Origin of the sequence: Streptomyces orinoci, assembly GCF_003121295.1 — a bacterium.
Lineage (GTDB): Bacteria > Actinomycetota > Actinomycetes > Streptomycetales > Streptomycetaceae > Streptomyces > Streptomyces orinoci.
Genome location: NZ_PHNC01000010.1, coordinates 1 through 25,832 on the forward strand (window position 1 = coordinate 1; position 25,832 = coordinate 25,832).

26 protein-coding genes are annotated in these 25,832 nt (G+C 70.1%); 8 read left to right on the plus strand and 18 right to left on the minus strand.

Features of this window, described 5'->3' with window-relative positions; genetic code table 11:
- Nucleotides 1-106 precede the first annotated feature (106 nt).
- The 8 genes from CV755_RS07410 to CV755_RS07445 all read right to left on the minus strand — a co-directional run bounded on the left by CV755_RS07410 (nucleotide 107) and on the right by CV755_RS07445 (nucleotide 9,199).
- Nucleotides 107-1,951 (minus strand): beta-galactosidase, encoded by a 1,845-nt coding sequence (locus CV755_RS07410; RefSeq protein WP_109279372.1) that lies wholly within the window; start codon nucleotides 1,949-1,951, stop codon nucleotides 107-109.
- The gene (locus tag CV755_RS07415; RefSeq protein ID WP_161968612.1) at nucleotides 1,948-2,979 is read right to left on the minus strand and encodes a zinc-dependent alcohol dehydrogenase; all 1,032 of its coding nucleotides are present in this window, start codon (nucleotides 2,977-2,979) and stop codon (nucleotides 1,948-1,950) included. Before CV755_RS07415 ends, CV755_RS07410 begins: the two co-directional genes overlap by 4 nt.
- Entirely contained in the window at nucleotides 2,976-3,923 is a 948-nt protein-coding gene (locus CV755_RS07420; protein ID WP_109279374.1) for an inositol monophosphatase family protein, read from the minus strand. Before CV755_RS07420 ends, CV755_RS07415 begins: the two co-directional genes overlap by 4 nt.
- The gene (locus tag CV755_RS07425; RefSeq protein WP_109279375.1) at nucleotides 3,920-5,188 is read right to left on the minus strand and encodes an aspartate aminotransferase family protein; all 1,269 of its coding nucleotides are present in this window, start codon (nucleotides 5,186-5,188) and stop codon (nucleotides 3,920-3,922) included. The genes CV755_RS07420 and CV755_RS07425 overlap by 4 nt, the downstream gene beginning before the upstream one ends.
- Nucleotides 5,189-5,646: 458 nt before the next feature.
- The gene (locus CV755_RS07430; RefSeq protein WP_241561032.1) at nucleotides 5,647-6,933 is read right to left on the minus strand and encodes an RNA-guided endonuclease InsQ/TnpB family protein; all 1,287 of its coding nucleotides are present in this window, start codon (nucleotides 6,931-6,933) and stop codon (nucleotides 5,647-5,649) included.
- A 208-nt stretch (nucleotides 6,934-7,141) separates the two neighbouring features.
- Nucleotides 7,142-7,345, minus strand: coding sequence for a class III lanthionine synthetase LanKC N-terminal domain-containing protein (locus tag CV755_RS34905; RefSeq protein ID WP_153068605.1), 204 nt, complete (start codon nucleotides 7,343-7,345; stop codon nucleotides 7,142-7,144).
- Nucleotides 7,346-7,361: 16 nt separating this feature from the next.
- A complete protein-coding gene (locus CV755_RS07440; RefSeq protein ID WP_206608393.1) occupies nucleotides 7,362-7,967 on the minus strand; it encodes an HAD family hydrolase in 606 nt (201 codons plus the stop codon).
- Nucleotides 7,964-9,199 carry an MFS transporter gene (locus tag CV755_RS07445; protein WP_109279377.1) on the minus strand — a complete coding sequence of 412 codons (1,236 nt, stop codon included), beginning with the start codon at nucleotides 9,197-9,199 and terminating at the stop codon, nucleotides 7,964-7,966. The genes CV755_RS07440 and CV755_RS07445 overlap by 4 nt, the downstream gene beginning before the upstream one ends.
- 154 nt (nucleotides 9,200-9,353) lie before the next feature.
- Between CV755_RS07445 and CV755_RS07450 the strand changes: the two genes are divergently transcribed.
- Complete coding sequence (locus CV755_RS07450) at nucleotides 9,354-10,112, plus strand: DeoR/GlpR family DNA-binding transcription regulator (RefSeq protein WP_109279378.1); 759 nt, start codon at nucleotides 9,354-9,356, stop codon at nucleotides 10,110-10,112.
- Nucleotides 10,113-10,185: 73 nt separating this feature from the next.
- On the opposite strand, the gene CV755_RS35530 is transcribed toward CV755_RS07450, so the two are convergent.
- Complete coding sequence (locus CV755_RS35530; RefSeq protein ID WP_109279379.1) at nucleotides 10,186-11,124, minus strand: glycoside hydrolase family 25 protein; 939 nt, start codon at nucleotides 11,122-11,124, stop codon at nucleotides 10,186-10,188.
- A gap of 84 nt (nucleotides 11,125-11,208) precedes the next feature.
- Nucleotides 11,209-11,778 carry a CGNR zinc finger domain-containing protein gene (locus CV755_RS07460; protein ID WP_109279380.1) on the minus strand — a complete coding sequence of 190 codons (570 nt, stop codon included), beginning with the start codon at nucleotides 11,776-11,778 and terminating at the stop codon, nucleotides 11,209-11,211.
- A 100-nt stretch (nucleotides 11,779-11,878) separates the two neighbouring features.
- On the opposite strand from CV755_RS07460, the gene CV755_RS07465 reads away from it, so the two are divergent.
- Both CV755_RS07465 and CV755_RS07470 read left to right on the plus strand, forming a co-directional pair.
- Nucleotides 11,879-12,262 (plus strand): tautomerase family protein, encoded by a 384-nt coding sequence (locus tag CV755_RS07465; RefSeq protein WP_109279381.1) that lies wholly within the window; start codon nucleotides 11,879-11,881, stop codon nucleotides 12,260-12,262.
- Nucleotides 12,263-12,407: 145 nt separating this feature from the next.
- Nucleotides 12,408-12,788 (plus strand): VOC family protein, encoded by a 381-nt coding sequence (locus CV755_RS07470; RefSeq protein ID WP_109279382.1) that lies wholly within the window; start codon nucleotides 12,408-12,410, stop codon nucleotides 12,786-12,788.
- Between the two features lie 60 nt (nucleotides 12,789-12,848).
- On the opposite strand, the gene CV755_RS07475 is transcribed toward CV755_RS07470, so the two are convergent.
- Both CV755_RS07475 and CV755_RS07480 read right to left on the minus strand, forming a co-directional pair.
- The gene (locus tag CV755_RS07475; protein WP_241561033.1) at nucleotides 12,849-13,319 is read right to left on the minus strand and encodes a GNAT family N-acetyltransferase; all 471 of its coding nucleotides are present in this window, start codon (nucleotides 13,317-13,319) and stop codon (nucleotides 12,849-12,851) included.
- Complete coding sequence (locus CV755_RS07480; RefSeq protein WP_109279383.1) at nucleotides 13,294-13,998, minus strand: Clp protease N-terminal domain-containing protein; 705 nt, start codon at nucleotides 13,996-13,998, stop codon at nucleotides 13,294-13,296. The genes CV755_RS07475 and CV755_RS07480 overlap by 26 nt, the downstream gene beginning before the upstream one ends.
- Nucleotides 13,999-14,074: 76 nt before the next feature.
- Between CV755_RS07480 and CV755_RS07485 the strand changes: the two genes are divergently transcribed.
- The 3 genes from CV755_RS07485 to CV755_RS07495 all read left to right on the plus strand — a co-directional run bounded on the left by CV755_RS07485 (nucleotide 14,075) and on the right by CV755_RS07495 (nucleotide 18,308).
- Nucleotides 14,075-14,614: a DUF1697 domain-containing protein gene (locus CV755_RS07485; protein WP_109279384.1), complete on the plus strand. Its 540-nt coding sequence runs from the start codon at nucleotides 14,075-14,077 to the stop codon at nucleotides 14,612-14,614.
- 119 nt (nucleotides 14,615-14,733) lie between these two features.
- Nucleotides 14,734-17,457, plus strand: a complete 2,724-nt coding sequence (locus CV755_RS07490) for an alpha/beta fold hydrolase (protein ID WP_109279385.1) — start codon at nucleotides 14,734-14,736, stop codon at nucleotides 17,455-17,457.
- Complete coding sequence (locus CV755_RS07495) at nucleotides 17,454-18,308, plus strand: ABC transporter permease (protein ID WP_109279386.1); 855 nt, start codon at nucleotides 17,454-17,456, stop codon at nucleotides 18,306-18,308. The genes CV755_RS07490 and CV755_RS07495 overlap by 4 nt, the downstream gene beginning before the upstream one ends.
- 266 nt (nucleotides 18,309-18,574) lie before the next feature.
- On the opposite strand, the gene CV755_RS07500 is transcribed toward CV755_RS07495, so the two are convergent.
- Nucleotides 18,575-19,231, minus strand: a complete 657-nt coding sequence (locus tag CV755_RS07500; protein ID WP_161968613.1) for a TetR/AcrR family transcriptional regulator — start codon at nucleotides 19,229-19,231, stop codon at nucleotides 18,575-18,577.
- Between the two features lie 132 nt (nucleotides 19,232-19,363).
- Between CV755_RS07500 and CV755_RS07505 the strand changes: the two genes are divergently transcribed.
- Complete coding sequence (locus CV755_RS07505) at nucleotides 19,364-20,371, plus strand: hypothetical protein (protein WP_109279387.1); 1,008 nt, start codon at nucleotides 19,364-19,366, stop codon at nucleotides 20,369-20,371.
- Between the two features lie 9 nt (nucleotides 20,372-20,380).
- Here CV755_RS07505 and CV755_RS07510 read toward each other — a convergent pair whose 3' ends face one another.
- The 3 genes from CV755_RS07510 to CV755_RS07520 all read right to left on the minus strand — a co-directional run bounded on the left by CV755_RS07510 (nucleotide 20,381) and on the right by CV755_RS07520 (nucleotide 22,547).
- On the minus strand, nucleotides 20,381-21,286 hold the full coding sequence (locus CV755_RS07510; RefSeq protein WP_109279388.1) for a hypothetical protein: 906 nt from the start codon (nucleotides 21,284-21,286) through the stop codon (nucleotides 20,381-20,383).
- A 163-nt stretch (nucleotides 21,287-21,449) separates the two neighbouring features.
- Nucleotides 21,450-21,887: a hypothetical protein gene (locus CV755_RS07515; RefSeq protein ID WP_109279389.1), complete on the minus strand. Its 438-nt coding sequence runs from the start codon at nucleotides 21,885-21,887 to the stop codon at nucleotides 21,450-21,452.
- A 195-nt stretch (nucleotides 21,888-22,082) separates the two neighbouring features.
- Entirely contained in the window at nucleotides 22,083-22,547 is a 465-nt protein-coding gene (locus CV755_RS07520; RefSeq protein WP_109279390.1) for an RICIN domain-containing protein, read from the minus strand.
- 431 nt (nucleotides 22,548-22,978) lie between these two features.
- Here CV755_RS07520 and CV755_RS07525 point away from each other — a divergent pair, with 431 nt between their 5' ends.
- Nucleotides 22,979-23,716, plus strand: coding sequence for a class I SAM-dependent DNA methyltransferase (locus CV755_RS07525; RefSeq protein ID WP_161968614.1), 738 nt, complete (start codon nucleotides 22,979-22,981; stop codon nucleotides 23,714-23,716).
- Between the two features lie 402 nt (nucleotides 23,717-24,118).
- Here the strand turns inward: CV755_RS07525 and CV755_RS07530 are convergent, their stop codons facing one another.
- Nucleotides 24,119-25,030 carry an SDR family oxidoreductase gene (locus CV755_RS07530; protein WP_109279392.1) on the minus strand — a complete coding sequence of 304 codons (912 nt, stop codon included), beginning with the start codon at nucleotides 25,028-25,030 and terminating at the stop codon, nucleotides 24,119-24,121.
- Nucleotides 25,027-25,800, minus strand: a complete 774-nt coding sequence (locus tag CV755_RS07535) for an SDR family oxidoreductase (protein ID WP_109279393.1) — start codon at nucleotides 25,798-25,800, stop codon at nucleotides 25,027-25,029. Before CV755_RS07535 ends, CV755_RS07530 begins: the two co-directional genes overlap by 4 nt.
- Nucleotides 25,801-25,832 lie beyond the last annotated feature (32 nt).

Sequence of the window (25,832 nt, forward strand, 5' to 3'; positions counted from 1 at the left end):
GGGTGCACCCCGATGGCCGGTTGGGCCCACCCTCCCCCAACCTCCGGCCGGGGGTGCCCCCATCGCCCTGCGGAACGACTGCCCACAACCGCGCAGCGCGGAACGCCTACCCGAGCGCGGGGAGGACGCGCAGGTCGTCCACCGGTCGTCCATCCACGGTCAGTTCGACCGAGAGCCCGCCCGGAGCCGCAGGCGTGGCGACCCACCCGGCCAGGGTGGAACCGGTCACCACCGCAACAGCGGCCGTACCACCCGGCACGGTGATCTCGCAGGCCCGGCCGCCGACTCGACCGGCAACCCGGTCAGCAGCGTCCGTCGGGTTGAACACCGCGATGAACTCCGCATCCGGCCCCGTGCGGCGGATCACACAAGCCCGCCCGCCCTCATTGGCCCACTCCGCCGCCCCCTCGGGGAGCAGCGACGCCAGGTACTCCGCGACGGCCCCCGGAGGCACGGCGCCGGGCCGGAGCACCAGCCCCTCCCCCTCCGGCCCGGCCCGCAACGCACCCGTCACCGGCCGGCCGTCCAGCCACCGGACATCCACCAGCAGCCCCCGCCGTGCAAGCAGATCCTGCACGGCCGCGGCCGTCTGCCGCAGGGCGCTGTCCTGCTCCGGGACCCAGGCATCGGCCTCCGGCAGGGCGCGGTCGATGCCGAGCACCGCGTCCCGGTGCAGCTCGCTGGTGAGCAGGTCGGGGCCGAAGCGGTCCAGGAACGCGCCGAGCAGCCGGAGTCCTTCCGCCGTGGCGCCGGGTGCGCCGTCCTCGGTGACCGGGGCGCCCGGGCAGTACGGGGGCTCGTGCAGCGCGGGATCCACGCCCTCGGCCCGCAGTCCGTCCGCGTCCATATCGATGTCCGCGCCCCAGGAGCGGGTGGCGCAGGCGGTGTAGACGCTGACGGTGGACGATCCCAGTGCCAGTGCCAGCAGGGCGTTGAACACCGGGGTGCGCGGCTCGGCGAAGCCCTTGTCGGTCCAGGTGAAGCCCCAGTTGGCCTCCAGGACGTCGGAGCGGCCGAGCCGGATGCCCAGCAGATGGGCCCGGAAGGCTTCCGGGTCGGCGCTGGGGTTGCCCACCCATTCGGTGTGCCCCACCCGGTAGCCGCAGCGGGCGATGGTGGCGGAGCGCGCGGCCCAGGCGTCCACCGTGGGCCGGTCTCCCGCGACCGGGGCCAGCGGAACGTTGACCACCTTGGTCACCGACTCCGGCAGCAGCCCGGCCAGCCAGTGCCAGACATCGGCGATGGCCTGGCCGGACCAACGGGACCACAGCAGGCGCAGGTCCCCGGACCACCGGTCGAGGTCGTGCTCCGCCTGCCGGGCCTCGGCGTCGAGCCCCTGGCCGGTGAGCCAGGCGGCGAACGCGGCACGGGCGTGCGGGCCGCCGTCCTGGCCGGTGATGGGCAGATGGGCGTCACCGCAGATGCCCTCGTTGCCCAGCTGGACGGCGACCACCGGCCCGGCGGGGGCCAGCCGCGGGCCGATCACCTGGTCGGTGACGGCCCGCAGCCAGCCGGCGGTCTCCTGGCGGATCTCCGGGGCGAACAGGCTGGGCAGCGGCTTGGCCTGGGAGGTCAGCGTGGTGCCCGCCAGTGCGGTGTAGGGGGCCCGGCCCGGCTCGCACAGCCGGTCCGGGAGGCCGCCCAGCTGGACCTCGGCGTGGATGAACGGTCCGGGTTTGAGCAGCACCGCCAGCCCGGCTTCGGCCGCGGCGTCCAGCAGCCCCGTGATGTTGCGCTGGGGGTCGGTGGCGCCGGTGAAGTCGAAGGCGCCCGGGGCGGTTTCATGGAACCGCCAGGGCAGGTAGCAGGAGACGATGTCCACGCCGAGGGCGCGCAGTTCGCGGAGGTTGACCGCCCAACGGCCGGGCTCCGCGCGGTAGTAGGGGTATTCCCCGATGACCGCCGGCCGGTTGAGGCCGGGCAGCAGAGCGGTTGCGAGGTCAGTGCTCACCGCTGGGCTCCGGCCGGGTCCGGGGCGAGTACGACCTTGAGCGCGGAGTAGGGGGTGCCGGGGGCCGCGGCCAGGGCGGCGAACGCCTGCTCATGCTCCTCCAGGGAGAACCGGTGGGTGACCAGTTCCTCCAGCGGCAGATAGCGGGCCAGCTCGATCGCCTTGGGGAACAACTGGCTGTTGTAGTCACCGGCGCCGATGATGCGCAGTCCGCGCTGGAGGAGTTCCAGCGGTCGGACGGTGGCCTCGGCCTTGCTGTTGTAGCCCATGATGACCACCCGGCCGCGGTTGGCGGCATAGGCCAGGCTCTGCTCCAGCAGGTTGCCCACGGTGTCGATCACCACATCACCGCGGCGGGCGAGTTGGGCGTCGTCGGGGGTGTGGACGGTGACCCGGTCCGCGCCGGCCTTGGCGAAGACCTCGCGGCACAGCTCCTGGCGGTAGGGGTCGGGCTCGGTGAGCAGTACCCGGGCGCCGTAGTGCCAGGCGGCCAGGGCGCACACCACGCCCACCGGGCCGCCGCCCACGATCACCGCGGTCTCGCCGGCCCGCAGCCGCCCGGCCTCGATGTTGTTCAGGGCGCAGGCCAGCGGCTCGACGACCACCGCGCGGTCGAAGCTCATCTCCTCCGGCATGGCGTGGATAAAGCGCTCGGGCAGCCGGATGTACTCGGCGAAGGCGCCGTCCAGGTCGAGGCCGACCTCGGTGCCTGCCTTGTTGGCGCAGAAGTCCCAGTGACCTTCCAGACAGGTCTGGCAACTGCCGCAGTAGAGCGTGGGGTTGATGATGACGCGGTCGCCAGGCCGGTGGGCGGTGACGGCGGAGCCGGTGGAGTCCACCACGCCGACCGCCTCATGGCCCATCACCACACCGGGATTGGCGGGGAACTTGCCCACCAGCACGCTGCGGTCGGTGCCGCAGATGCCGGTCTGCACCACGCGCACCACCACATCGGCGGGCCCGGGCTCGGGCTTGGGGTGCTCGACCAGGGTCAGGCCGCGCTGTTCGTTGAGGATCAGGGCCTTCACGCGGCGCCTCCTGCGGTGTCGATGCCCGGGAGGTCCCAGCGGATGGCTCCGAGCAGTTCCTTGTGGAGCTGGGGGGTGGCCGCGGCGATGCACGACTGCTGGTTCATGGGGTTGAGGTCGAGCAGTTCGGTGCTGCCCAGGTCCTCGCCATAGGCGTCGGTGATGGTCACCCCGGCGAGCTTGGCCAGGTAGACGGCGGCGGCGATGTCATAGGGGAACAGGTGCAGGATCGATCCCCGGCCGGCCCGCAGGAATTCGGCCTCGGTGGCCGGGTGGTCGCGCAGCAGCCGGTTGCCGATGTCCACATAGGAGTCCAACTGCCCGGTGATCACACGGGAGATGGAGAAGGAGGCGCTGTTGAAGACGAAGACGCCGCCGGTGTTGGCCGACTGGTCCACCAGATGTGCGTAGGCCGCGTTCATCAGGTGCATGGGGTGGCCGTTGAACTCGATCGACCAGAACATCTTCGCCGGGTCGGTGGTGGTGCTCAGCCGGGGCAGCGGGTGGGTGTATCCGCCGCTGGAGAGCCCTTCCTCGTCGTCGCCGTAGATCCAGGCGCCGCTCTTGATCTCCAGCAGATGGGCGGCGGTGACATCGGCCAGGGTGGGCCGGCCGTCGCCCAGCGGGGCGGCGGCGATGGACACCATGCCCATCTCCAGGCCGGCCGAGGTGGGCCGGGTGCCGTCGATGGGGTCCACGACCAGGACGTATCGGGGGTCGGGCGCCAGCTCGACCAGGGAGCCGTCCTCGGTGTAAACGGCCAGTGGGACGGTGGCGTTGGCCTTGAGGTACTCCAGTACCGCGCGCTCGGCGACTTCGTCCACATCGAACTGGGCGTCGCCGCCCGGGGAGTCGCCGTGCACCTGCCGGGCCAGGCCGCGGTCGGCGTAGGCCATCAGCTCATTGCGCACATGCTGGCCGAGGCCGGTGAGAAGGTCTTTCACGAGGCCAGCTCCGCGAGGAAGAGGTTCTCCAGGCGGTCGCACAGCAGCTCGGCCTGGTCGAGGGTGAGGATCAGCGGCGGGCGGATCTTGAGCACATTGCCGTAGCCATAGCGGGAGGTGCGCAGGATCAGGCCGTGCTGCATGGCGGCACTCGCCAGGTGGTTGGTGAGCTTGACGTCCGGCTCGCCCTCGGCGTCCACGATCTCGAAGCCGATCATCAGGCCCACGCCGCGGGGGTCGGCGATGGCCGGGTAGCGGGTCCGCATGTCGTCGAGGCGGGTCATGATGTAGTTGCCGGTGGCCCGGACATTGGCCAGGAACTCCGGCCGGCGGATGATGTCCAGGGTGACATTGGCCGCCGAGGCCGCCAGCAGGTTGGCGCCATAGGTGAAGGAGTGGTGGTTGGCGGGCAGGCCGGCCAGCCGGTCGTTGGTGAGGATGGCGGCCACCTGGGCGCCGGAACCGCCCAGGCCCTTGGCGGTGGTGATGGCGTCCGGCTCCACCCCGAAGTGCTGGGCGGCGAACATCTCGCCTGTGCGGCCGATGCCGGTCTGGATCTCGTCGAAGATCAGCACGATGTCGTGCTCGTCGCAGAAGGCGCGCAGTTTCTGGAAGTAGCCGTCCGGCGGGACGATGTTGCCGCCGTTGCCGGAGATCGGCTCGACCACGATGGCGGCGACCTGGCCGGTGCTGGCGTACTCCAGGAAGTCCTCGATGCGGTCCACGCACATCATCCCGCAACTGCCCTGCTTCTGGCCGTAGAAGCAGCGGAAGCAGTAGGGGTCGGGCACCTGGAGGGTGCGCGGGAAGAGCGAGGGGAACGGCGCCTTGCGGAAGGCGTTGCCGGACATCGAGGTCATCATCATGGTCTGGCCGAGGTGGCTGCGGAACAGCGAGATGACCTCGGACTTGCCGGTGGCGTACTGCGCCATCTTGATGGCGCCCTCATTGGCCTCGGAGCCGCCGGAGACCTTGGGGTGGACCTTGGTGATGTTGTCCGGGGAGACCTCCACCAGTCTCCGCACCAGCCCGTTGATCGGGTCGCTCTGCATGGAGGAGGTCAGGTGGGTGAAGAGGTCTAACTGCTCCTTCATCGCCGCGACGACGGCCGGGTGGCTGTAGCCCAGGCTGAGGTTGAAGGTGGCGGAGGCGCAGTCGAGGTATTCGTTGCCGTCCTCGTCGTAGAGGAAGATGCCCTCACCGCGTGCGAACTTCTGCGCGCTGACGGGGTAGTAGATCAGATCCCGAACGTCCTTGACGTCCATGAGATCCCCTTTCCATGAGCAAGTAGGTGCTGTCGGGGGGGAGTTGGCCGGTCCGCTGGGTCGGATGTGACCAGGGGGACCGGCGGGGAATCCGCGATCGACGCTAACAGAGCTGGCGTTCGTTTGCCTAGATCGTTTGTTGAAGGTTCTTGTACGAACTCTCCACCGAGATACCGCTCTGACCGGCGGATATCCAGAGGAGGCCACCCGGTACCCGGGATTCCGGCGTTCAAAACGCGGCGCTATGACCATCAACATCACATCAGGAGTGATCGACCTGGCCCATCGATGACTGTTCCAAACAGGAATGCTGGGAGATAGGTTCCCGAACACGCCAACGGCGCCGGGCCGGCGACGTCAGAATCCCCGGCCCGGCGCCGTGTTACGACTGCATGCTGGATGCGGTGCGGCGAGCGGAGCGGGGCAGACTCCTACTTGCATTGACGTCCTCACCCGCGTCAACGTGGGTGATTCCCGCCTGCCTCGCCGCGTGTGGCGGCGAGGCTTCGGGTGGGTTCCCGCTTCACCGAGCGCTGCCCCGGCTTGCGGGGTCTGACGTGCTCTCCACAGGCGTTTCGACGCTCCGCCCCGTACCCCATCTCAGCAGCACGTTTCCGTCCAGCGGCGCGTATGTTGGCCTCGGCGTTCTCGTCCCGGTCGTGCCGGGTTCCACACTCCGCGCAGGCCCACACGCGCACGTGCAGATCCTCCCGGCCCCTGGGGCCGGTAAGCCGCCCGCACCCGGGATGGGAGCACAGCTGGGTGGAGGGGAACCACCGGTCGATCGTGACGAAGGTCCTTCCGTACCGTGCGCACTTGGCCGCAAGGGTGCGGATGAACCTGCCGAGGGACTGGTCGTGGACGCTCTTGCCGAGCCTGCCGCGGCGGATGGCCATGCCCTTCACATTCAGGTCTTCCACATAGACCGCTTGGCTCTCGCGGACGATGCGGGTGGTCTCCTGCTCGATGAAGTCGCGTCGCCGGTCGGCGATGCGGGCATGGATCCTCGCGACGGCCTGCTGGGCCTTGCGCCGGTTATTCGATCCTTTCCGCTTGCGGGACAGCGCCCGCTGGGCCCGCCGCAGCTTGCGTTCCTGCCGACGGAAGAACTTCGGGGAGGCGATCTTCCGGCCCCGCAGTACGGCGTACATGGTCAGACCCAGGTCGATTCCGGTATCCGTCTCCTCCGCATCCAGCACGGGCAGAGGTGTGTCTTCCACCTCCACCGCGAACGATGCGAAGTACCGGCCGGAGGCATCCTTGATGATCGTCACCGATGACGGTTTCGAGGGAAGTTGACGGGACCAGCGCGCCTCGATATCACCGATCTTCGGAAGCCGCAACTTCCCGCCATCGGTGATGCACCAGCGGGCGTTCGAGGTGAAACGGACCGTCTGCCGGGCGGTCTTCTTCTTCATCCTCGGCGGGCCCATCCTCGGGCCCTTGCGGGCGCCGTTCCGGGAGGCGAAGAAATTGCTGTACGCACGCTCCAGGTCGCGCAGGGACTGCTGGAGCACCACGGCGGACACCTCGGCCAGCCAGGCCCGTTGCGGAGTCTTCTTGGCCTGAGTGATGACCTGTTTCGACAACTCTGCAGCCGTGGGACGCGGCAGGCCCTTCGCGTAGGCGTCACAGCAAAGGCGAAGGGCGTCGTTCCATACGACGCGTGCGCTCCCGAACGCCCTCGCCAGACTGCCGCACTGAGAAGCGCTCGGGTACACCCGGACGTTGTACCGGAGCTTCATACCGATCACCGTACGACGACTGGCTTACGGTCGATTACGGATCCGTCAAAACTGACAGAAAATGTGAGCTTCTTGCAGGTGCGGCGTGGATTTCGTGGCGAACACCGGCACAACGTGTTCACCGACGCGCACTTGATGCGCATCGAAGAGACCACGTGCAACATGTGCGCGGACTTCGAGACCCATCTGGTGGAGTTCGACGGCGCCGCTACCCATGGATCTTCCAGCCCTGGGCGGGCAGTTGCAGATCCTTGGGGCGCAGGTGCAGCCAGGGGCCGCTCTCCTCGCGCTGCCATTCCTCGGGCAGCGGTCGCTCGCCCACGGCGAACCGCTCGTCCTCCGGGCGCACCTGGTAGGGCGTCTCATAGAAGACCGGGTCGGTCAGGGCGAACTGCTGGTGACGCATTTTCATCGGACGACCGCGCCGTTCACCGGATGCCCGCGCGGGTCAGCGCCTGCCGGAGCTTGTCCCGCGAGGTGAACAGATGCACCCGCATGCCCAGCGCCTCGGCGGCCCGGACATTGTCCTCGCGGTCGTCCACGAACAGGATGCCCCCGGGCGGCAGTTGGAAGTGCTCGGCGCACCACAGATAGGCGCCCGGCTCGGGCTTGGCGTGGCCGATCCGGCAGGAGAAGGCCAGCACCGAGAAGTGCTCGAGCCAGGTGTGCTGTTGCTCGTAGTGGGCGGCCAGCTCCTCGGGGATGTTGGACAGCAGCCCGGTACGGACGCCGCCCCGGGACAGGGCGGAGACAAACTCCACCATCTCCTGGTCGAGTTCGCTCCAGCTGTGCACATCGGCGGCGATCAGTTCGCCGGTCCGCTGTTCGTCGAAGCGGGTGCCCAGACGGGCGGCCACCTTCGCCCAGTACTCGGGGCCGAGCTGGTCCCCCCGGTCATAGGGGTGACGCAGCGACCAGTAGGCGTCCCAGAAGGCTTCGGCGGGCACCTGGGCGGTCTGCGCCAGGCGGGCCCGGGAGGCCGGGGACTGCTGGCGGGCGATGACGCCGAACATATCGAAGAGGACGGCGGTCACAGGGTCACCTCCGAGTCGGCGGACGCCGCCGGGGCGGGCGGCGGGTTGGCGGTGCGGTGACGGGCGCCCGAGGTGGCCCGGGTGAGCCAGAGGCTGAGCAGCACACAGCACATGGCCAGGGCGAACAGCAGTACCGGCAGCGCCTTGACGCCGGAGACATCGATGGCGACGCCCAGCAGGGGCGGGAAGGCGACGCCGCCGATCATCGAGGCGGCGATCACATAGGCACCGGCTCCGGCGAGGGTGGGCACCGAGCGGTTGAGCCAGGGCAGGCAGGTGGGGAAGATCGGGGCGATCATCAGGCCCACCCCGATATAGGCGTAGGGCGCGGCGTCCGGGATGGTGGCCAGCAGCAGGAAGCCGGCCATGCCCAGGCAGCAGACGATGGTGATGGCGGGCGCGGAGAAGCGCAGTGTCACCGGCACGGCGGCGAACCGGCCCACGGTCATGGCCAGCCAGTAGGCGGAGGTGGCGGTGGCCGCGGCGGAAGCGCCATAGCCGAAGGTCTCCAGATGGGTGGGTTCCCAGCCGCCGACGCCGGTCTCGATGGCCACATGGAAGACATAGACACCGATGAAGGCGGCGACCAGGGGCAGCACCCGGGAGGTGGCGCCGGAGGTGTGGGTGGTGGCCTCGGGGGCGGGTTCCTCCTTGGCGACGCCGCCCAGGGTGCACATCAGCAGGACGGAGATCACGGCCATGGCGCCGAAGATCCACGGGTAGTGGCGGGCGCCCAGCCAGCCCACCAGCGCCGGTCCGGCCACCGCCCCAATGCCGAAGTGGGCATTGAGCAGGTTGAGCATGGCGGTGCTGCGGTTGCCGAAGCCCAGGGAGAACAGCTGGTTGAGCCCGTAGTCGATGCCGCCGAAGCCCAGGCCGGTGATGAACGCCCCGGCCAGCGCCAGCGGCCAGGCCGAGGCCAGCGCGAAGATCACCGCTCCGGCGGCCATCAACGCATAGGAGCCGCCCAGCAGTTGCCGGTTGCCCGCCCTGCCGCGCAGGACATGGAAGACCAGCACCCCCAGCAGCGCCCCGATGAAGTGGGCGCTGAGCGAGAGTCCGGCCACCGCGGGGACGATGCCGAACTCCTTGCGCAGGGCGGGGATCGCCGGTCCGTAGAGCGCCTGCAGGGCGCCGATCACCACAAAGCCGGCGCAGGAGGCGACGACGGCGGCGCGGCTGAAGAGCGGCGGGGTGACGGGGTGGTCCGGCGGGCTGCCGGGGACGGCCATAAGTGTCCTCCAGGACTATGAACATGATCGTCGTGTGAGTACACATCTGGTGTGGGAGAAAGTCAACCCCATGAGTAACGTTCCGGTCGGCCGAGCGCACGGCCGCCGGGAGCGAAAGTCGCAGTGCGCGTGGTTGACGTGCTACATCAGGCCCATGACTGTTGCCGAACGTCACCGATTCATCCTGTCCCTACTGACCGAACGTAACCGGGCCTCGGTCGCGGAGCTGGCCCGCGCCACCGAGGCGTCCGAGATGACCATCCGCCGCGACCTGGAACTGCTGGAGTCCCGGGGCGCGTTGCGCCGGGTCCATGGCGGCGCGGTGAACACCCTGCTCAGCGGTGTGGAACCGCCATATGCCGTGCGCGCGATGATCGGCGGTGAGGACAAGGCCAGGCTGGCCAAGGTGGTGGTGGGACTGCTCAACGACGGTGAGACGGTGGCCCTGGACACCGGCACCACCGCGGTGGCCATCGCGGAGGCCATGGCCGAGCGGCGGCTGACCGTCACCCCGCTCTCGCTGCACGCCACCCATCCGCTGGCCGCGGGTGAGGGCATCCGGCTGCTGCTGCCGGGTGGCCAGATCCGGCCGGGCGAGCTGTCCTTCTACGGGGAGATGGCCGTCCGCACCTTTGAGGACCTGCGGTTCGACACCTTCATCCTGGGCTGCTGCGGAGTGGACGCGGCCAATGGGGCCACCGCCTACAACCTGGACGATGTCCATGTGAAGCGGGCCGCGGTGCGCGCGGCGCAGCGCGTGATCCTGGTGGCCACCGCCGAGAAGCTGGGCCGGGTGGCGCTCGGCCGGATCTGTTCGGTCGAGCAGCTCAGCCTGGTGGTGACGGACGCCCCGCGCGGCACCCCGGCCGTGGAGGAGCTCCGCGCGGCGGGCGCCAATATTCTGCACGCCTAGACGGCCGTCGGGCCGCCGGCGACTTCGATCACGTTTTTTCGCACATTTCGAGTGTCCGAAAGCGACCGGCGCGCTAGACCGCCTGCCGTCCTACCAGATAGCCGACCAGCGGCACGGTGGAGTGGATCCGTACCTTGTCCACCGTTCCGTCGGACGGCAGCGGCAGCAGTAATTTGGAGCCCGCCACCGAGACCCGCGCGGGACCGGCCGGGCGGTCCCAGGAACCGCCCTCCCGGTGGAAGGCGGTGGTGACCTGGCCGTCCGCGCCCTGTGGGGTCAGCGCCAACCAGATCGCGGCATTGCGTGCCCCGCCCTGGGGGGCGTCGGTGGTTCCGGCCGGCTCCACCGGCAGGTCGAAGTCGGTATTGGCGGGCACGGTGAAGAAGGCGATCATCTCTTCCTCCTGGAGGCGAGGAGCGGGAGCCTTGTGCCGGAACGATTCTGCCCAGGACCGGAGTTGGGCGGTGCTGTGCAGATGGCAGTAGTCCCGGTCCACTCCGTCATCGCTGTACTGGTGGAACATCCAGGCGGCCCGGATGCCCGGATCCCCGGCCGGGCGCCCGGCGGTGGCGATCCAGAGGAAGTCGCCGTAGTAGGAAGTGGTGTCCACATTCCGCCAGTAGTCCAGGTTGCAGTACATGCCGACGCCGTTCTGCGGCAGCCGCGCCTTCACATACCGCAGCCAGGCTTCCTTGTAGGCGGCCTGGTGCGCCCGGGAAACCCGGCTGTTGGCGTCGTCATAGCCCTCCCAGTCCAGCACCACCAGGTCCCCCGGCTTCCAGTTCACCTGGGACAGGAAGTAATCGGCCTCGTCGGCGGGCCGGTTGCCCATATGGGGGTAGTGGTAGCCGCCCCAGACCAGCCCATGGGCCTTGGCGTGGTCGCGCTGTGCCACCCACTTGGGATTGATGTACGACAGGCCCTCGCTCACCTTGACGAAGGCGAACGAGAGCCCTCTGGTGCTTGGCCTCGATGACTGGTAACTGGCCCAGTCCTGGCCCCAGATACCCATCTCCGCCCTCCTCCCTTGCCGATGCGGTGCCCATAAGCTTCGGCCGGACCGGCGGGGTTGCCAAGGCGGAGGTAGGGGTTCCGGCTACTTGGGGGCGGCGGCGCCGCGGCGGGCGCGCAGGGCGCGTACCCTGCCCCGGCTGGCACAGGCCGGGGAGGGGCACCAGCGGCGGCGTCCGGGCGGGTCGCTGAAGACCCCCCGGCAGTCGTCCTCCGGGCAGCTCTTCAGAGCCAGCCGGTCGGAGCCGGTCAGCTGGTCCACGGCCTGGCGGGCGATCCTGGCCAGGGCGTCGGCGGTGGTCGCCGGAGCCTGGCGGCGCAGCCTGCCCTCCACCGTCAGCCGGACCGGGTCCTCATGTCCGGCCAGAAAGGCGGTCAGTTCGGCGACCGCGCCGGCGGGCGGCGGCTGTTCGGCGACGGTGGCCAGGGCGAGGGCACGCAGCGTCTCACGCAGGGCCCGCGCCCGGCGCAGGTCCGCCGCATCCGGTGCGCGCTCCGGGGAGAGCTCGCAGTGCTCCAGCCACTCGGCGAGCCGGCCGGGCGTGGCCAGCCGCTCCACGGGGGCCGCGCTGAAGGTACGGCCCTGGGTGGCAAGGAAGTTCAACCAGGTGGCACCGCAGTCGAAGCGGAAGGCGAGCTTATCTTCTGTGGCCATAGCCGCCAGGGTAACGCTCGGGCCGTTACCCGCTGCCGCCACCTCTTCTGTACCTACTAGTATGTACGGCACTTGCAGCCTTCCAAGGAGACGCATCGCCATGCCACTTGTCCGCATTGACGCGGTGAACGCCGACAACGAGCGGCTTCAGGCCCTCGGCCGCGCCGTACTCGAGGCCTTCACCGAGACCATCGGCACTCCGCCCAATGACCGCTTCCAGATCCTGACCAGTCATCAGGGGGCCAACAGCACGCTGCTCTACGGCAATTACCCGCAAGTTCCCCGGGACGAGGGGCTGGTGGTCATCGCCATCACCATGCGCTCCGGGCGCACCGCCGCACAGAAGAAGGCGCTCTACCGGCGGACCGCGGAGTACGCCCAGGAGTACGCGGGGACCGACCCGCGCAATGTGCTGATCACCGTCACGGAGAACGAGTCCATCGACTGGTCGTTCGGCTACGGGCTTGCGCAGTACGCCTTTTGACGCATACGGGCCGAGCTGACGGACTAGGTCCGCAGTCCGTTGCCGCACCCGCGGAGCCCCTCTAATGTCATTGGTGCATCACAGGAGAGCCCCTTACCGAGGGGGCAACTCCGGGGACCGCAGCAGCCGCCAGAAGGAGAGCACCATGCCCGCCCGTCTCGACCACACGGTGGTCAACAGCACCAACCGCTTTGAAGCCGCCCGCTTCCTCACCGACTTGCTGGGCGCTCCGGAACCGGAGGCCAACGGGCCCTTCGCGGCCGTGCGTCTGGAGAACGGGGTCACCATCGACTACGCCGACCACATCGTGCCGCCGGAGAAGATCGCCTCACAGCACTTCGCCTATCTGGTGTCCGAGGAGGAGTTCGACGGCATCCTCGCCCGGGTGCAGGAGCGGGGGCTGACCTACTGGGCCGACCCGTACCACACCAAGCCGAATGAGGTTAACCACCTCAATGGGGCGCGGGCCTTCTATGTGAATGACCCCGACGAACACAATCTGGAGTTCTTCACCGCGATGCACTGAGGTGCCGTTTGCCGGAGGGGCGGTGCCGTGTCCCCCACCGCACCGCCCCAACTCCCCGCGTTACAAGGCCAGTCGATAGCGCTGGCGGGAACCTCCCTCCGGGCCCGGCGGTTCCGGGTCGCCCGGGATGAACCCGAGCCGTTCGTAGAAGACCCGGGCACCGCTCTCCCGGGCACCGGGGTGGTCCTCACCAAGGGTCACCACCTCGACCGTGCCGGGCGGGCGGACGAACCTGTGCAGGGCGTCGGCCAGCAGCGCCCGGCCGATGCCCCGCCCCCGCACGCCCTCGGCCACCACCAGCCAATGCACGTGGTACATGGGCGGTTTGGCGCCGAACAGCAGGGCACCCAGCGGGCCGGCGCCGTCCGGGGTGACGGCAACCAGGGCCGTACCCCGGCGGATGTTCTTCTCCACCGCGGCCCGGAATCCGGGGTCCGTCACCATGGGGCCGAACCACTGCTCCACCTGCCCGGCCAGCCCCAGGAAGCCGGGCAGATCGCGGGGCTCAGCCGGCCGAGTCGTCGTGCGCAACGAACTCCGCCAGCTTCTCCATCACAAAGGCCTCGGCGGCCGCCTTGGTCAGGCCCAGTCCGCTGAGCACCCCCTTGCCGTCCTCGTACTCCAGCAGGGCCAGCAGCAGATGCTCCGTACCGATGTAGTTGTGCCCCAGGCGCAGCGCCTCCCGGAAGGTCAGCTCCAGCGCCTTCTTGGCTCCGGAGTCAAAGGGGATCAGCGCGGGGATCTGCGGTGCGGCGGGCGGGAGTTGGGCGGTGAGCGCCTGCCGGACGGCCTCCAGGGTGAGGCCCTGTGCGGTGATGGCCTCGGCACCGAACCCGCCCACGGTCAGCAGTCCCAGCGCCAAGTGCTCGGGCAGAGTGTGGTCGTTGCTCGCGTTACGGGCCTCCTCCTGGGCGTTGGCCACCGCCTTCCTGGCCCGGGGGGTGAAGCGGCTGAAGCCCTCACTGGGGTCGATTCCGGAGGGGACAAAGCGCTTCTGGGCGGCCTGCCGGGTGACCCCCATGCTCTTGCCGATGTCGGCCCAGGAGGCCCCGGAGCGCCTGGCCTGGTCCACAAAGTGGCCGATGAGGTGGTCGGAGAGTTCACCGAGGTGCTCGGCGGCCAGCACCGCGTCGGTGAGCTGGTCGAGGGCGTCGGAGTGGACCTTTTTGATGGCGTCGATCAGATCGTCGAGCCGTACTGAAGTGGTCATGTGACAACCGTAGGTTGACAGTTGGAGGGTGTCAACCCGTCGTTGACAGTCCTTGGGGGCGGATTAGGGTGAGGCGGTGACGACCTATGTGGCGCTGCTGCACGGCATCAATGTCGGCGGCAAAAGGCGCGTTCCCATGCAGACGCTGCGCGAGCTGCTCACCGGCCTCGGCGGCGGTGCCGTACGTACCCATCTCAACAGCGGCAACGCGGTGTTCACCCATGACGGGGCGGGCCCGGAGGAGCTCACCGCCTCCCTGGAGCGGGCGTTGGCGGACCGGCTGGGCTTCCCCGTGCGCTGTGTGGTGCGCGAGGCGGCGGACCTGCGACGGGTGATCGACGCCAACCCCTTCGCCGGCCGGGACTTTCTGCCCGCCCGCCTTCTGGTGACCTTTCTGTCCGCTCCGGCACGGCCGGGCCCGGTGGCCGATCTCGATCCGGCGGCCTACCTCCCCGATGTCTTCGCCCTGGGCGAGCGGGAGGTGTATCTGCTCTGCCCGGACGGCCTGCGGGACTCCAGGCTGGCTCAGGCGCTGGCCCGGCGGTCGCCGGCCGAGGTGGCCACCGCCCGCAACTGGAACACGGTGAGCAGGCTCGCGGAGCTGGCCGGGGTGTGAAGCGGGGGCCGTGCCATCCGAAAACGGGAGACCGTGCCGGCCGAACCGGGGGACCGTGCCGCCGGACCGGGGGGACCGTGCCGCCGGACCGGTGGGCGGCTCCGCATACCCTTTCCCGCATGAAGCTGCCCCGCATCACTGTGCGCCGCCCCGGGCGTGGGCGACTGGCGGCCGTGGTGGCCGCGCTGGCCGTGCTGGCCGGCGCGGGCACCTGGGGGGTGGCCGCGTCCGCCTCCGGCCCGCCCGCCGTGCACCGGGAGGACCGGTTCCTGACCATGCCGGAGAGCCCGGGATCCAAGGCGACCGTCCGCCTCGACACCTCCTTCTTCACCGCCGGTTCCACCGGCCGCCGTCCGGCTGTACTGCTGGCACACGGCTTCGGCGGCAGCAAGGACGAGCTGCGTGGCCAGGCCGAGGAGCTGGCCCGCGACGGTTATGCGGTGCTCACCTGGTCGGCGCGCGGCTTCGGCGCCTCCACCGGGCGTATCGGGCTCAATGCGCCGGACGCCGAGGTGGCCGATGTCAGCCGTCTGATCGACTGGCTGGCCAAACGGCCCGAGGTCCGGCTGGACAAGCCCGGCGACCCGCGCGTGGGCATCGCGGGCGCCTCCTACGGCGGTGCGCTGGCCCTGCTGGCGGCCGGGTACGACAAACGGGTCGATGCCATCGCCCCGCAGATCACCTACTGGAATCTGGCGGACGCGCTGTTCCCGGGCGATGTCTTCAAAAAGCTGTGGTCCGGCATCTTCTTCACCACCGGCTCCACTGCCGCCTCGGCCCCGGCCGGCGGCTCCGCTTCGAACAGCGGCCGGAAGGGAGCGGTGGGAACCGGCTGCGGCCGCTTCCAGCCGGAGCTGTGCGCCATGTACCAGCGGGTGGCGGTGGCCGGGCGGCCGGACGCCCAGGCCCGGCAACTCCTGGAGCAGCGCAGCCCCTCCGCCGTCGCCGGCCGGATCAGGGTCCCGGCGCTGATTGTGCAGGGCCAGAGCGACTCGCTCTTCCCGCTGGACCAGGCCGACCAGGCAGCCGGGGCCATCAGCCGCAACCATGCACCGGTCGCCGTGGACTGGGTGGCCGGCGGCCATGACACCGGCTATGGCGAGCAGGACCGGATCGGCCGGCGCGCCCGCGCCTGGTTCGACCGCTACCTCAAGGACGACCGGAGCGCCGACACCGGCCCGGTGTTCCGGGTGAGCCGCACCGGCGGCCTGGACACCACGGCCGGCAAGCCCCAGCTGCGCGGGGCGAGCGACCGGAGCTATCCGGGGCTGCGCAATGACCCCCGTCCCATCGCCCTGACCGGGCGGGAGCAGCGCTTTGCCAACCCGGCGGGCGCCGGGCCGCCCGCCGTCTCCACGCTGCCCGGACTGGGCGGGGCGAGCCAGTTGTCGGGCCTGGGCCTGGGGGTGTCCCTGGATTTCCCCGGCCAGTACGCCCATTTCGATTCCGCCCGGCTCAAGGAGGGCGTCCATGTCACCGGCGCCCCGGTGGCCCGGGTCAAGGTGGCCTCGGACAGCGGGGAGGCGGTGCTGTTCGCCAAGGTCTATGACGTGGGGCCGGACGGGCGGCAGCGGTTGCCCGGTCAGCTGGTGGCCCCGGTCAGGGTGACCGATGCCAGGGACGGGCGGGTGGTGGAGCTGCGGCTGCCCGCGGTGGACCACACCTTTGAGGCCGGGCACCGGATGCGGCTGGTGCTCGCCGCCACCGACCTGGGCTATGCCTCACCGGTCCAGCCGGCCACCTACACCGTGTCCTTGGCCGGCGGCGGGCTGAGCGTGCCGACCGCGCCGGGGGTGCGTACCGGCTCCTCGGCACTGCCCTGGTGGACCTGGGGCATGCCGCTGGGTGCCGTGGCGGTGGCGGCGGCGCTGCTGCTGACCGGCCGCCGGCGCTCCGCCGCGCCGGCCGCGCCGGATCCCCGGCCGGCCGAAGTCCCTTTGCAGATCACCGGTCTGACCAAGCGGTACGCCAAGTCGGCCGACCGGTACGCCGTCCAGGATCTGTCCTTCCGGGTCGAACGCGGCCAGGTGCTGGGCCTGTTGGGGCCCAATGGGGCGGGCAAGACCACCACCCTGCGGATGCTGATGGGCCTGATCCGTCCGGACGGCGGCGAGATCCGGGTGTTCGGGCATGCCATCCGGCCGGGCGCCCCGGTGCTCTCCCGGGTGGGGGCGTTTGTGGAGGGCTCGGGCTTTCTGCCGCATCTGTCCGGCCGGGCCAATCTGGACCTGTACTGGCGGGCCACCGGCCGCCCCGCCGAGGACGCGCATCTGGACGAGGCGCTGGAAATCGCCGGTCTGGGGTCGGCGCTGGACCGGGCGGTGCGCACCTACTCCCAGGGCATGCGGCAGCGGCTGGCCATCGCCCAGGCGATGCTGGGGCTGCCGGATCTGCTGATCCTGGACGAGCCGACCAACGGCCTTGACCCGCCGCAGATCCGGGAGATGCGCGAGGTCATGATCCGTTACGCGGCGGCCGGTCGCACCGTGATCGTCTCCAGTCATCTGCTGGCCGAGGTCGAGCAGAGCTGTACACATCTGGTGGTGATGGACCGGGGCCGGCTGGTGACCGCCGGTCCGGTGGCGGAGATCACCGGCGCCGGGGACACCCTGCTGGTGGGCGTCGAGGGCGAGGTGTCGGAGGTGCTGGCCGAGAAGGTGGCCGCGCTGCCGGGCGTGGGCTCGGCGGTGCCCGCCGAAACGGGCCTGCTGGTACGGCTGGACGGGGCGAGCACGGCGCAACTGCTCGCCGAACTGGTGCGGTTGGAGGTTCCGGTGTCGAGTGTGGGCCCGCATCGCCGCCTGGAGGACGCCTTCCTGACCCTGATCGGAGGTTCGGCATGAGCACCGCACTGGAGTCCGCGCCCGGTTACCGGGCGCGGCGGACGCTTCCCCTGCGGGTGGAGGCCGCCCGGCAGTTGCGGCGCCGCCGCACGCTGGTGGTGGGGGCGGTGCTGGCGGTGCTGCCCTTCGTCCTGATCGCCGCCTTCGCCATCGGCGGGCACGACGGCTCCCGCGACGGGCGGGTGTCGCTGATCGACACCGCCACCGCCTCCGGGGTGAACTTCGCGGCCACCGCGCTGTTTGTCTCGGCGGGCTTTGTGCTGGTGGTGCCGGTGGCCCTGTTCTGCGGGGACACCGTGGCCGCCGAGGCCGGCTGGTCCTCGCTGCGCTATCTGCTGGCGGCACCGGTGCCGCGCACCCGGCTGCTGCTGAGCAAGCTGGTGGTGGCCCTGGCCTTCAGCGCGGCGGCCGTCGCCCTGCTGCCGCTGGTGGCCCTGGCGGCCGGTACGGTCGCCTATGGCTGGGGCCCGCTGCACATTCCCACCGGCGGCACCCTCCCGGCCGGAACGGCGGCCGCCCGCCTGGCGGCCATCACCGGCTACGTCCTGGTAAGCCAACTGGCCACCGCCGCCCTGGCGTTCTGGCTCTCCACGGTCACCGACGCCCCACTGGGCGCGGTCGGCGGCGCAATGGGCCTGACCATCGTGGGCAATGTCCTGGACGCGATCACCGCCCTGGGCCACTGGCGCGACTTCCTGCCCGCGCACTGGCAGTACGCCTGGGCGGACGTCCTCCAGCCGCAGGCGGAATGGGGCGGGATGATCAAGGGGACGGCGGTCTCGGCGAGTTATGCGGTGGTGCTGTTCGCGCTGGGGTTCCGGCATTTCCGGGGGAAGGATGTGGTGTCCTGAGGGGCGGGTCCCTTGCGGCGGATCCGTTTTCCGCCGCCAAAGGTCACGGGGCAAGTGCACGATGCGGCCCCGCCGCATAAGGGTTGTCCCGTAAACGATCTGCGCCGGTCGCCAGTGGGTCATCCCATGACTGCTCGGGCTGCGTCGAGGAACGCCGGCCGGTTGTCCTCCAGGTGGTCACGCACGCTCTCGCCGTCGGGCAAGCCTTCCCACACGGTCATCGCGGCGCGTTCCGCCTCGGCCGCTACCTCGATGAACGGCCGGCTTCACGGCTGGGTGCGTTGCTCGGCGGCGTCGAATGCGGGCGCGAGCGGGGCCAGCGCCATGCGGAGCCGGTCGGGCAGTGAGCCGGAGGGCACGACCAGCCCTCCGGCGGCGAAACTCTCGGCGGCCTCTGCCTTCCCGGCCGGCCGGAGCCAGCCTTCCAGCGCGATGCGAACTGCCGCGGCCACGCTTGCCGCGAGGACGCGGGCTGTGTGCGCTTCGGCGTTGTCCAGGCGTTCGGCGATCACCGCCGTGAGAGGGGGCTCGATGCCGGCGGCGGAATCGAGGAACGCGTCACGCAGCGCGGCCTGGGCAGTGATCAGCACCAGCGCCTTGTGTTCGCGCTCGCCGGTGTTTGTGTACTGCTCGACCACTGCTTCGGTGACGGCGTCGGCCAGGCGCACTCCTGCGGGCCGGGCCGCGACCGCCGCCGCGATGCGCGCCTCCCGGTCCGCGGTAACAGCGGAGACGATCGCCTGCTCGCGGCTGGCGAAGTAGTTGTTGTAGGTGCGCGGCGAGACCCCGGCCGCCTCAGCAATGTCCTCCACGCGCACCTGGTCGGGTCCGCGCTCCATGGCCAGGCGCAGGGCCGCCTCGCGTAGCGCCTCGCGCGTGGCCTGCTTCTTCCGCTCCCGCAGCCCTCGTGGTGGTGTCGTCACGATGCCAGCGTTCCACACAGGGCTGCACGCGCGCAAAATTGCGCATACGAAAACTTGCGTGCACGCACATTTTCTGTCAGCCTCGACCCGATCGGGACCGACAGAGAGGACGTCACCATGCGAGCAAGGGGAATGACCTACGACACCGGATTCGTGGTGCACGGCCGGATATCCCGCGAGGACTTCGACCCCGCGGTGGTCCGGCGCGAGCTCGCCATCATCCGCGACGACCTGCACTGCAACGCAGTCCAGATCATCGGCGGCGACCCGGACCGACTGGAGCTGGCCGCCGATGCCGCCGCCGAGCTCGGCCTGGAGGTCTGGTTCTCGCCCTATCCGCTGGAGCTGGATCCGGAGCAGATCCTCACGCTCTTCCGCGACTGCGCCGAGCGAGCGGAACGGCTCCGGCAGCAGGGAGCCACAGTTGTGTTCGTCGCGGGCGTCGAGCTGAGCGTGATGAACCGCGGGTTCCTGCCCGGAGACAGCCCCGAGGAGCGGGTCGAGCAGCTGATGAGCCAACCCGAGCGGCGGGCCGAAGCGATGCGCGAACTCGGCGTGCGCATCAACACATTCCTCCGCGACGCCGCGGCCATGGTCCGCGAGCGCTTCCAGGGCAAACTCACCTATGCATCCATCCAGTTCGAGCAGGTGGACTGGACTCCCTTCGACTTTGTGACGTTCGAGCTGATCCGCTCCGCCGAGGTAGCCGACCGGTTCCGGGACGCGGTGCGCACCCTGGCCCAAGGCCCGAAGCCACTCGCCATCACCGGGTTCGGCACCGCGGCCTACCGAGGCGCGGGAGACCGCGGTGGGCGGGTGCTGGAAGTGGTCGAGCACGACCCCAAGACCAAGGCCCCTGTACGGCTGAACGGCATATACGAGCGTGACGAGGCCGGCCAGGCCGCATATCTGAGCGAACTGCTGGAGATCTTCGAGACCGAGGGCGTGGACAGCGCGTTCGTGTTCTTGTTCGCCTTGCCCGGCTACCCGCACCGCCCGGACGGCGACCCCAGGGACGATTTGGACCGGGCCGGCCTGGGCATCGTCAAACTCCTCGAAGGGCGCATGGGACAGACCTACCCCGACATGGAATGGGAACCCAAGGCGGCCTTCACGGCAGTGGCGCAGCGGTATCGGTGATCGTTTGCGTCAGTTCGATCCCGGGCTCCGCGCCAACACCTTGCGGGCCTTGCCGAGTTGGCGCTGTTCGGAGGCGCGGTCGCGGTCGAGTTCGGCCTGGTGCGCCTCGATCTGCTGCTGCTGGTAGGCGGCGTCGACCGCGTACCAGATGCCGATCAGGTTGGTCCGGCGCTTGCAGGTGATGTCGGCCTGGGCGGTGGCGATCTCCTGCTGCTCTGCCGTGGGCGAGGCGCTCCAGTGGGGGTCGTTGTAGGCGTCGATCGGTGAGGCGTAGGCGTAGCCGGCGGTCTTCATACAGCCGGACCAGGCGGCGAAGGCGGCCGTGACCCGGTCGTCGGCGGTGGCCTTGATGTAGCTGCGGGAGTTGATCTGTTCGCCGATCGAGGAGGAACCGTAGGCCGCGTCCCCGCTGAGCTGTTTCTGGGCGATCGCGCGGCAGCGGTTCACCGTGGCGCGGTCGGCGGCCGACAGCGAGGCCATGCTGTCGGTCGGCGGCATCTTGTCCTGCTCCGTCACGGCCGGATTGTGGTAGCCGTCCTTGGCGGCGACGGCCGGGTCCGCCGGTCCGTACCGGCGCGGGACCTCACTGCCGCTGCGCTGGTGGGTGAGGGGGGCCGGCGTCGGGAACGTGACGCCGTGCTGCTGGATGCAGTCACCGGCCAGCACCCAGGTGGCCTGGTTCAGCTGGGCGTTGTCGGCCGGGGTGAGAATGTACTGCTCCACCGGCAGGCGGAGGGTGCTCAGGTCGCTCGGGGCGGTGGACGGGACGGCCGCACTGGGCGTGGCTGGGATGTCCGCCAGGGTCGGTGCGGCGGCCGCGGGGTTCGGGGCGGCTGCCGGGTGGCCGGAGCCGGAGCAGCCGGCCAGCAGGGCGCCGAGCGCCGTGACGAGGAGTGCGGCGGATCCGGCGGACACGCGGTGCGGGAGGTGCGGCACAGCGGTGGGGACCTTCCTGGAGCAGAGGTGGAGCCGGCCGGGCCGGCCACGCGGTGCGCATGGCCGGCCCGGCGGAGATCGGTGCACGACCGTGGGCGAGTACGGGATGGGATCGCCCACGGCCATCAGCCGGCGGCGATCACTAGTGGGGGTTGACCGAGTACGCGGCCTCGTTGTTCCGGGTGACCTGCAGGTCGCCGCCGTGGCCGGGGTAGACCACGTCGTAGGCACCCCACCCGTAGCGCTGGCTGTTGACGTACACATAGATGTCCCGGGTGCCGCCGTTGCCGACCCAGGCGGCGGCGTTCTTGACGGGCTGGCCGACACCGACCTCAAGGGTGGGAAGCCTCTGGCCGCTGTGGAAGGTCTGGCCTGCCAGGTCGGCCCACTCCTCGGCGTTCGACGTCCACCACCCGCCGTTGGCGTCGCCGTTGTACGACAGGCAGATCTGGTAGCGGCAGTACTGCAGGTCCCCGCCCGAGATGACGTCGGCGCCGGCTGGGGTGGCCAGGGCCACGGTGCCGACGGCGAGGCCGGCCGTGGCTGCGAGGAGCGCGATCTTGTTGCGCACGCTGGACATAGGTGATGTGTCCTTCTGGTAATCGGGTACAGGGTGACGCCGACGCCCTGCGATCGCAGGGCGCTGACGATAGGTCTGCTGTCGGATCGTCACGAGTGGACGGTCACTCTGGCGTTCGATTACCGGCCCACGCAAGTGTCAATTTGCTGACCGGACCGCTCACGAAGTGCGGCTGGAGCATTAGGGAAGGCCGATTCAGAACCAAAGCTGGTACTTATTGCCGTCATTGCACTCATGCATATAGACGGAGCTGCCATTGCTGTCGAGGCATTCATGGGTCTGGCGGTTCACCAGCTTCCAGCCGTTGCCGGTGTTGACCTCGTCCCAGCGCTGGAAGTTATTGCCGCTGCAGCGCTCCATGTACACATCGTGGTCGTAGTAGGCCGTCATGCAGTAGTTGAGGTCCACCTGACTCTTCTCGAGCCAGCTCCCGTCGCTCTGGGCCACGTCGTGCCAGTCGGTCCAGATGTCCGAATTGCCGCCGGAGACCGTGAGGCGGTCCGGGTGGTCGTGAGCCCAGGTCACCTTCAGGGCCTTGTCGTCGTTCTTGTGGATCCAGTGCACATCCCCGTCGGCGTGCGCCGCCGTGGACAGCCCCAGCACCAGGGCCGGTGCGAGCGCCATGGTGCCAACCGCCTGAGCTATGCGCTTGATACGCATGCCTGATCCCCCCAATTTCCCTTACTTGACAGATTAGTTGTGCGGGACGACCTTTCGGTGTCCGGCGCCAGACGCTATCCATGCCCACTTCTCACCGACAAGGTGGTGCACATCACAATCCAGGAAAGGGGATTGGGAAATCCGATTCCTCTGCGGCAGGGAGACACCCGGCGCGGCATGCCTCGCGCGGGGAATCCGGCCATATACGGGTCGGCGACTCGGATCGGTTGCCAGGCTTGGCCTGCAATTCAAGAACGCATGGAATCCGTCAGGTTGGAGGTAATCCGTCAGGTTGGTGCAGGCGGCCGGGGCAGTCCATCGGCCGGATGCCGCCAGATCGCTACCGGACCGCCCCCGAACCGCAGTGAGCAGGTCCCGCCGGAACGTAAATGCGTAGACACTGCCCCGGGGCACCCGGCAAGGTGGTCACCGTGACGAGCAGTGAGCTGTGGACCCGTGCCATCGCCGACCGCTACGACGCCGAGGAGAGCGAGATGTTCTCGGCGGCCGTCCTCGGTCCGACTCTCGCCTTTCTCGCCGAACTCGCCGGAGGCGGCCCGGCATTGGAATTCGCCATTGGAACCGGACGAGTGGGCATCCCCCTCCGGGAACGCGGTGTGCCGGTGGTGGGCATCGAACTGTCCGAGCACATGGCAGCGGTCCTCCGACGCAAGATCGACGAGGAGACCCTGCCCGTGGCCATCGGGGACATGGCCACCACCGTCGTCCCCGGCGAGTTCACCCTGGTCTATCTCGTGTACAACACCATCTCGAACCTGCTCACACAGGACGAGCAGGTCGAGTGCTTCCGCAATGCCGCACGCCATCTGGGGCCCGGCGGCCGGTTTGTCATCGAACTGAACGTGCCTCCGCTGCGGTTCCTGCCGCCCGGCCAGGTCGCGGTGCCGTTCGATGTCTCCGACGCGCATTCCGGCTTCGACACCTTCGAGTTGGCCGAGCAGATTCTTGTCTCGCACCATTTCACCCGCGACGACGACGGCCGCTACCGCCATGGCAAGTCACGGCACCGGTACGCCTGGCCGGCGGAGCTCGATCTGATGGCACGGATCGCCGGGCTCCGGCTGGAACGCCGGGTCGCGGACTGGGACGGGGCGCCGTTCACCCAGGACTCCAGGAAGCACATCTCCGTGTGGCGCAAGCCGATTTGAGGTCCGTCACCGGGCCGTCGGGGAACCAGATCGACGGTCCAGCGAGGACAAGCCACGCACGGGTCGGAGATCGCATGCTCTGGCTGCGCTGTGTGCGGGGTGTTCGCGCCGTGCCCGGGGGCCCTTGCCGACAATGTTCATGCGTGACATGGCCGCCCCATCCGGGCCTTGCCACGGGGGGTCGCGCACCCTGGTCCGCGCGGACTTGCGCCGGGCGTACGTACGGGAGTTGGCACCCCGGACGGCTGCGTGTCTCCCGGTGCCCCACGGTCATCACACCCCCGCCGGGTACCGGCGGGCCGCCTCGCTCGCCGCGAGCGGGCGAACGCGGCCGGGCCACCCGGTGACGGCCGGCACTCGTCCCCGGGAAGCGGAGACAGCCGGGGAGCTCGCCCAGACACTTCAACCGGCCCCGTACACCGGCCGCGCCGCCCGTGTCTGGGTGAGCAGGCGGCGTAGCTCCGTGCCCGCTTCCGACGGGGTCCAGCGGTCGCCCTTGTCGGTGATGGGGCCGGGGTGCCAGCCCTCCATTACCGCTATCCGGCCGCCGTCGGCCTCCAGGACCTGGCCGGTGACTCCGGTGGAGTCGGCGGCACACAGCCAGACCACCAGCGGGGAGACATTCTCGGGGGCCATGGCGTCGAAGGTGCCGTCCGCGGGGGCGGCCATGGCCTTGGCGAAGACCTGCTCGGTCATTCTGGTGCGGGCGGCCGGGGCGATGGCGTTGACCTGGACGCCATAGCGGGCGAGTTCGGCGGCGGCGACCAGGGTCAGGGCCACAATGCCGGCTTTGGCGGCGGCATAGTTGGCCTGGCCCACGCTGCCGGAAAGCCCGGCGCCGGAGGTGGTGTTGACCACCCGGGCGTCGGGGGCGCGGCCCGCCTTGGCCTGGGCCCGCCAGTGCGCGGCGGCATGCCGGAGGGGCAGGAAGTGGCCCTTCAGGTGGACGCGGATCACCGCGTCCCAGTCGTCCTCGTCCAGATTGACCAGCATCCGGTCGCGTACAAAACCGGCGTTGTTGACCAGGGCGTCCAGGCGGCCGAAGGTCTCCAGCGCGGTGGCGATCAGCGAGACGGCACCCTCGGTGGTGGCGATGTCGCCGGTGTGGGCCACGGCCCGGCCGCCGCGGTCCGCTATCTCGGCGGCGACCCGGCGGGCCGGGTCACCGGTGCCGCCCTCGCCGCCGGGGCCGGTGCCCAGATCGTTGACTACCACCGCGGCGCCCTCGGCGGCCAGGGCCAGTGCGTGGGCGCGGCCCAGGCCGCGTCCGGCGCCGGTGACCACGGCCACCCGGCCGGTGCAGATCCCGTTCAATTCGGCAGTCTCCCGTCTGGTGTGGGGTGTTGGGCGTTGGCGGCGGCCAGGAAGGCGGGGCGTTCCCCGCCGCCGTGCAGCAGCAGGGCGGCACCGGTGATGTAGGCCGCCCGCTCGGAGGCCAGGAAGACCGCGGCCTCGCCCACCTCCTCCGGCTCGGCCAGCCGCCCGGCCGGCACGGTGCGGGCGACCGCCGCGACACCCTCCCGGTCCCCGTAGTGCGTCTGCGCCGATTCGGTGTGCACCATGCCCAGGATCAGGGTGTTGACCCTCACCAGCGGGGCCCACTCCACGGCCATGGAACGGGCCAGGTGCTCAAGTCCCGCCTTGGCGGCGCCATATGCCGCCGTGCCGGGCGAGGGCCGGGAGCCGCTGACGCTGCCGATCATCAGGATGGAGCCGCCGCCCGGCTGGGCGCGCATCAGCCGGTGGGCGGCGAGCGAGGCCATCAGGGGCGCGGTGAGGTTGAGTTCCAGGATCCGGGCATGACGATGCCATGGCTCGGCGTCCAGGGGGTGGTGGGGCGTGCCACCGGCGTTGTTGACCAGGACGTCCAGGCGGCCGTACTCGGCGGCCACCCGATCCAACAGCGCCTGGATCAGGGCCGGTTTGCGGACGTCCACGGGCAGGTAGCGGGCGGTGCCCACCGGCTCGGAGGGCGGGCGGCGGGCACAGACGATCACCTGTGCGCCCGCGCGCAGAAAGGCCCCGGCGATGCCCGCGCCCACCCCGCGGGTACCACCGGTGACCACCACCACGGCACCGTTCATCCGGCCACCTCCCACAACGGCGGCTGCGCTGC

Bases quoted from the DNA above. Each gene is read 5' to 3' on its own strand.
- CV755_RS07425 (WP_109279375.1), bottom strand. From the start codon at position 5,188: ATGGACGTCAAGGACGTTCGGGATCTGATCTACTACCCCGTCAGCGCG.
- CV755_RS07430 (WP_241561032.1), bottom strand. From the start codon at position 6,933: ATGAAGCTCCGGTACAACGTCCGGGTGTACCCGAGCGCTTCTCAGTGC.
- CV755_RS34905 (WP_153068605.1), bottom strand. From the start codon at position 7,345: ATGAAAATGCGTCACCAGCAGTTCGCCCTGACCGACCCGGTCTTCTAT.
- CV755_RS07445 (WP_109279377.1), bottom strand. From the start codon at position 9,199: ATGGCCGTCCCCGGCAGCCCGCCGGACCACCCCGTCACCCCGCCGCTC.
- CV755_RS07450 (WP_109279378.1), top strand. From the start codon at position 9,354: ATGACTGTTGCCGAACGTCACCGATTCATCCTGTCCCTACTGACCGAA.
- CV755_RS35530 (WP_109279379.1), bottom strand. From the start codon at position 11,124: ATGGGTATCTGGGGCCAGGACTGGGCCAGTTACCAGTCATCGAGGCCA.
- CV755_RS07460 (WP_109279380.1), bottom strand. From the start codon at position 11,778: ATGGCCACAGAAGATAAGCTCGCCTTCCGCTTCGACTGCGGTGCCACC.
- CV755_RS07465 (WP_109279381.1), top strand. From the start codon at position 11,879: ATGCCACTTGTCCGCATTGACGCGGTGAACGCCGACAACGAGCGGCTT.
- CV755_RS07470 (WP_109279382.1), top strand. From the start codon at position 12,408: ATGCCCGCCCGTCTCGACCACACGGTGGTCAACAGCACCAACCGCTTT.
- CV755_RS07480 (WP_109279383.1), bottom strand. From the start codon at position 13,998: ATGACCACTTCAGTACGGCTCGACGATCTGATCGACGCCATCAAAAAG.
- CV755_RS07490 (WP_109279385.1), top strand. From the start codon at position 14,734: ATGAAGCTGCCCCGCATCACTGTGCGCCGCCCCGGGCGTGGGCGACTG.
- CV755_RS07495 (WP_109279386.1), top strand. From the start codon at position 17,454: ATGAGCACCGCACTGGAGTCCGCGCCCGGTTACCGGGCGCGGCGGACG.
- CV755_RS07505 (WP_109279387.1), top strand. From the start codon at position 19,364: ATGACCTACGACACCGGATTCGTGGTGCACGGCCGGATATCCCGCGAG.
- CV755_RS07515 (WP_109279389.1), bottom strand. From the start codon at position 21,887: ATGTCCAGCGTGCGCAACAAGATCGCGCTCCTCGCAGCCACGGCCGGC.
- CV755_RS07520 (WP_109279390.1), bottom strand. From the start codon at position 22,547: ATGCGTATCAAGCGCATAGCTCAGGCGGTTGGCACCATGGCGCTCGCA.
- CV755_RS07535 (WP_109279393.1), bottom strand. From the start codon at position 25,800: ATGAACGGTGCCGTGGTGGTGGTCACCGGTGGTACCCGCGGGGTGGGC.